Below are 5,535 nucleotides of genomic sequence, written 5' to 3'. Positions count from 1 at the left end.
GGCCCAACAAGCGCCCCCGAGGAGCCGCGGGGAAGACAGACACCCCCTCGATCAAGTAGACATGGACGAGGTCAGGACCTGGGGAATTACGTGACGCCAGGCCCGGGGAATTACGTGATCGTTCACACACACCCCGACCTGGTGGGCGGGATCATCGTGGGCGGTCTTGACGGCCTGGACTCCGCCCGGACCATCGTGGAGCGCCTTCGGCCCCTGCCTTCCGCGGCCGTGACGGTGGGCACCGGAGAGCGGATGCTGAGCACCCACACAGCCTCCGATGCGGGGCGGTTCGTGGTCGTACCCTCCCCCGCCCTCCACGACGAAGAAGCCGCCGCACACGAACGCGCCGCGGTCCACACTCGCATCACCGAGCTCACCCGCGAGGTGAACTCGCTCGGCCAGCGCATTACCGCCGCAGGCGACCTGCTTCGCCAGATCGCGAACTGGCGTGACGCCTGCGGTCTCCGGCCCGTGTACGAGCTGCTCGGCCAACTGGAGGTTCTGGACGCTGCTGCTGGGGAAGCCGAGAGCAAGCTGGCCGAGGCCCACATCGCAGCAGGTGAGCAAGAGGCTGCGCTGCAGGGTGCCGAGGACGAATGCGCACTCCGTGCCGAAAGGCTCAAGGCCGCGCAGAAGATCGCCGAGGATCTGGCTCGCTTGGCTGAAGGGGAGTTTGATGCTGACCAGGCATTGGCCCGGATCAAGGTCCTGACCGGTGAAAAGATCGCCCGTGAAAACGAACTCGAGTCGCTGGCGAACCAGATCGATGAGGCGGACAAGGAAGTCGTGCGTCTCGCGCGCGCCATCGAAGCAGCCGAGCAGGCTGCAGAGGGATACGTCCGGTCGCGCGAAAAGATCACCAGCACGTCTCAGGCAGAACAGGCGCACGGTGTCTCCGGGGCACCGCTGTTGCCCCTGCCCTCTCTCCAGCACCGCTACCTCCAAGCGCAGGACGAGCTGAGAGGCGTTGAGGTCGGCGAGGACCAGCAGGTGCGAGCGGCGACAGCGCAGAAGGCTCTGCTCGCCAGCCAGGAAGAGTGGGACGAAGTCCCCGAGCCAGTCCGGGGACTGGCCATGGCCCACAGTCGAGATGGGCGGGCTGGTGACGCTGTTCAGCGCGACGCGATTCTGCGCGCCCTCACCGTCGAGATCGACTCCTACGAGACGTCCCTCCAGGGACTCCGGGATCAGACGAGCCGGCTTGAAGAGCGTGCCAAGCGCTTGGAACCGGCAGTCTTGCCCAACAACGAAGACGCCGCCGTGTGGACCCCAACCACCGTCGCCGAGGCTCGCGAGCTGGAAGCCAAGGCCGCGGTCGAACTGGGTACGGCTCACAACGAAGAACGTCTAGCCCAGGACGCCTTCAACACCGCGCGCCGTAATCAGACCAGTTCCACCAAGGACCTGGCGGCATTCGACCGGGTCCTGCCGATGCTGGAAACCGCAGTCCACGGCCTGACCGTCCCGCCGGACCAGCTGCCCTACGACGGCACTGCGGAGGCTGCCACATCGGCCGCCCGCCAGGCGGTCGCCGCCCACACCACCCGCCGGGACACAGCACTCCAGACAGAGCGCAAACTGGAAGGAAGCGTCAGCCGGCTCAAGGAAGTACCCGGCGATGTCCGATTCGAACGACTCGATATCCCCCTGCGTACGCAGATCTCCGCCCTGGAAAGCCACCACATCCCCGCGATGGCCGCCATTTGGGCCAACGCACTGGCTTCGCGCATCGCTGCCCTGACCTCAGACCTCGAAGGCATGGCCAAGGCCCGCGAAACCCTCGCCTCACACCTCAGCGGCCACGTCACCGACCTCCTGCAGCGCCTCGACCAGGCCAGCCGCTTCTCCGCCTTCCCCGAGGGCGACGCCCCCTGGTCCGGGCAGAAGTTCCTCACCATCCGCTACAAGAAACCGGACCTTCCCGCCCTCACCGCCCAGATGCACGAATCCATCGACGCACTGGCGGGCAATCAGCGCACCCGCAACCTCAAGGGCATCGACGTCGTCATGCGCTGCCTCCTCGCAGCCGTCCCTCGCGGGTTCACCGCAGAGGTCATGAAACCCAACGCCTCCCAGCGCCTGGACCGCGTCCCCGTCGAAGAGATGAGCCGCGTCTTCTCCGGCGGCCAGGAACTGACCGGAGCCATCCTCTTGTACTGCGCGCTCGCCGCCCTGCGCACCTCCCCCGGCCCCCGCAGCCGCACCCGCAACGGCGGCCTGCTGCTGCTCGACAACCCCATCGGTCGGGCCAACGCCGGATACCTCGTCGACATCCAGATGGAGATGGCCGCAGCTCTGGGCATCCAGCTGATCTACACCACCGGACTGAGCGACGAGGACGTCACCTCGCGCTTCCCCATGCGCATCCAGCTCCGCAACGACGCCGAAGCCCGAAGCGGCCTCTCCCTCATCCGGCTTGAAGACCAGGTACGCAACGCGCTCATCCCCACGCCCCGCATTGCCCCCGACCAAGACACAGTTGAACCCGTCGGCCTGCTGACCTCGGCACGTCTGTACAGGAAGCAGGGCGACACTCAGTGACCTCACCCACGGATCCAGACCAGGTACCGCTCTCCCCCGCCGCGGCACAACTCAGCGCCGCACTCCAAGCCCGCGCCGAACGCGCCACAGTCAGCCGGGCCACCCTCATGGAGGCATTCCGCGAAGCTCTGCCGGGGGCCGCCAGCGGCGACAATGCGCGCAGCACCCTCGCCACACTGCTGTACGAAGTCGCCGAACACGGCATCTTCGGCCTGCCCACCTCCCGCGCCAAATGGGACGCCGGCCACCCAGCTCTTCCGGAACAGGTCCGGATCCCCACCGTGCCGCCTGCGAATCACGCCACCCCACGCCAACATGTGTCGTGGCGGCCCGAGCTCAACTGGGCCTATGACGCCCGCCTGACCGCCTCCCAGGCCGAGGACCTCCTCGCCTGCAACCGCTGGTTCCGAGACACCCACAACCACCCATCCCGACGCACTCCCCTTTCCCTCCGCGAACGCTCATACGAGATCTTCCGCTACGAAAAGCGCCTCGACACTCTGGTCACCGGAGCCCTCTTCGCCCCTGGCAGGCTGACCCTCGAACAGCTCGCCACCTACCGCGAACCACCCCCTCTGGCCCACCACAGGCTCGGCGACGGCGACACCCTGCTCGTAGTGGAAAACAGCGACACCTACGCCACCCTGCGTAACCTGCTCAAACCCTCCTCTGGCCGCATCGGATACATCGCCTTCGGCTCCGGAAGAGCCTTCGAAGCATCCGTAGAAAACATCACTGAGCTGCCTGGCATCCGCCGCATCGTCTACTACGGCGACTTGGACGCCGAGGGCATCGCTATCCCGGCCAGAGCCTCCATCAACGGCGCGCAACACGGACTACCGCCCGTCGAACCGGCGGCGGGCCTCTATCGCCTGTTGCTCGCGCACGAACCCACCGGCGGCGACATCATCGACAGCACGAAGGCGCACGGTTTGGCGGCCTGGCTCCCCGAGGGACTCCGGCAAGCCGCTCACGCCGCGCTGACCAACGGGCAACGCCACGCGCAGGAGGCAACCAACCGTAGGGAACTCAGCGCCGAACCAGATTGGAGATGGTGAGCCAACACGGAAGTCGCGCCAGCTATCCCGGGCGCAGTCTTACGTGGCGTGTACGTCGGCTTCGCCATCATTCTGCCCAGGCAGAAGTTCAGAAATGGACCATGAGATGTCGGTGAGGTCGGTAACGGACTGAGGTTGTCGCGGACCGCGGTTCAGCTGACGCATTTTCTTCATCAGGACGAAGCCGTCCTCCGCGGCGACGAATCCCGCCTTAACGGCCAGCTTCATCATGTCGAGCGTTTCCGCTGTCATGATGCCTTGCGCGATCGCGTACTCAAGCGCAGATTTGTCGTCGGAGATCCACCAGGCACCGGAAAACTGCGGCCAGTGCTGAATGATGTGACAGGTCTCGGCCTCTCCGAGGTGCTTCGTCCGCCAGTCCGCTGGGCCGCCGAACACGTCCGTGCGGAGGTGTTCGATGTTCGCACGGTCGCCCGGGGACCTTACCTGAATTGCTTCTCCGAGCCAGCCTTGCCGTCTCAAGTCGTGGAGGGCAGGTAGATGTTCGGCCGATTTTTGGGCCTCCCGTGCCACCACAGCGGTCCACCTGCCCCGGTTGGCCAGAACTGCGCGGAGCAGATCGAGGCGTTCAACGGCGGCGAAGTTACATAGGACAGTGTTATCCGGAAACAGGAATTCGCTCATGCTGCACCGCCGTTGCCCTGTTCGGACGCGATCTGGTCTCTGAGCTCGTCGACATCCGCGCCGAGTAGCGATGCCAACGGACGCAATGTCGCCCTGCCGGCCTCATAGGCCGCGCGCGTGTCGCGTACCAGGAGTCCAGGGAGCCTCGTCTCCCCCGAGACCACGACTCGCCGGTCGAATTCTTCCTCACGACCGGCGACGGCCGCGGCCTCGCGGACGGTCATCCGCTTGAAGTGGTCGCACCCGCCCGCGTCGATCACACGCAACTTGAGCAGTCGGTAAGCAAGCGTCTCAGGGCTGACCATAAAGTCGCAGCACAGCGTGGCAAAGCTCTTTCGCGTCAGCCCCACCGCGTGAAGAGCTTCGCGCAGGGCTTGCTCGGGCAAAAGGAAGACGGAGGCGAATGCATTGGCGCGCTGCTCGCTTGGGTCGTTTTTCTGGGCTCGGTCGAAAATATCGCGATCGAGGTGGACGTCCTGATCATCGTCGGCGAGGAGGTGTCCGAGCTCATGAGCGAGAGTAAAGCGCTGGCGTGCCGGGTTCGATGCCGTACTGAGGAGGATGAGCTTGGCGCCTTGGCCCGCGGCAGCAAGGCCGTCGAAACCCTCGCCCAGCGGCTCGATGGCCACGTCCACGCCGAAGACCGCCTCGATCAGTCCTGGCAGACCGCCCTCCGTCACCAATCGCCCCTGATGCTCCACCGCCCGCTGAGCTGATTTCGCCAGTGCCTCTCCCTGAACGGCGTACCCATTGCCCGAGGGCTTTGTCGGGGAGACAGGCCGCCAGGGCTGGGGATAACCGAGCTTGTCCAGGCCGACGCGTCGGCCAACGAGGTCCCGAGCGGCTACCAGCGCTTCGGCTGCCTTCCCGGTGGTTGTTCTCGCCGCCACGGCCAGCGCGGGCTCGGCGCCAGTAAGAAGCCAGTCCATGGAGACATGGAATTCGTCGGCAATGACGGCGAGCTCAACGGTCGAGAAGGAGCTCGCCCCGCCGATGCACTGACTGAGTAGCTCGGCGTCGAGGTAGGTCTTGTCGGCGAAGTCGTTGAGGCTCAAGCCCGATTGGTCGATCAGGCGTCTCACGCGATCAGAGATGCTGGACACCCGTGGACAGTAGTCCGCCCTCACCAGAGTTCACAAGGCGAACCGTCGGTGCTCTCCCCAAGCTAGTGCGTTGTCCACGAACGTTGACGGGGTCTGGTGACATGTCGGTGGATGTTCGTGGTGTCGGGGTCTGACGGTCTTGCTCTGCCTGGCAATGTGGTTGCCGATGAGAGTGGGGTCTTGAATGG

4 protein-coding genes are annotated in these 5,535 nt (G+C 65.5%); 2 read left to right on the top strand and 2 right to left on the bottom strand.

Features of this window, described 5'->3' with window-relative positions; translation table 11 throughout:
• Positions 1–114 precede the first annotated feature (114 nt).
• Both QMK30_RS37985 and QMK30_RS37980 read left to right on the top strand, forming a co-directional pair.
• The gene (locus QMK30_RS37985) at positions 115–2,541 is read left to right on the top strand and encodes a coiled-coil domain-containing protein (protein ID WP_283522896.1); all 2,427 of its coding nucleotides are present in this window, start codon (positions 115–117) and stop codon (positions 2,539–2,541) included.
• The gene (locus QMK30_RS37980; RefSeq protein ID WP_283522895.1) at positions 2,538–3,599 is read left to right on the top strand and encodes a Wadjet anti-phage system protein JetD domain-containing protein; all 1,062 of its coding nucleotides are present in this window, start codon (positions 2,538–2,540) and stop codon (positions 3,597–3,599) included. Before QMK30_RS37985 ends, QMK30_RS37980 begins: the two co-directional genes overlap by 4 nt.
• A gap of 39 nt (positions 3,600–3,638) precedes the next feature.
• Here the strand turns inward: QMK30_RS37980 and QMK30_RS37975 are convergent, their stop codons facing one another.
• Both QMK30_RS37975 and QMK30_RS37970 read right to left on the bottom strand, forming a co-directional pair.
• A complete protein-coding gene (locus QMK30_RS37975; protein ID WP_283522894.1) occupies positions 3,639–4,244 on the bottom strand; it encodes a hypothetical protein in 606 nt (201 codons plus the stop codon).
• Positions 4,241–5,347 (bottom strand): helix-turn-helix domain-containing protein, encoded by a 1,107-nt coding sequence (locus tag QMK30_RS37970; protein ID WP_283522893.1) that lies wholly within the window; start codon positions 5,345–5,347, stop codon positions 4,241–4,243. Before QMK30_RS37970 ends, QMK30_RS37975 begins: the two co-directional genes overlap by 4 nt.
• Between the last annotated feature and the right edge of the window lie 188 nt (positions 5,348–5,535).

The organism is Streptomyces sp. H27-C3 (genome assembly GCF_030063415.1).
Classification (GTDB): Bacteria; Actinomycetota; Actinomycetes; order Streptomycetales; family Streptomycetaceae; genus Streptomyces.
The sequence above is the reverse complement of the archived record's forward strand: the minus strand, read 5'-3'. Positions and strand labels throughout refer to the sequence as shown.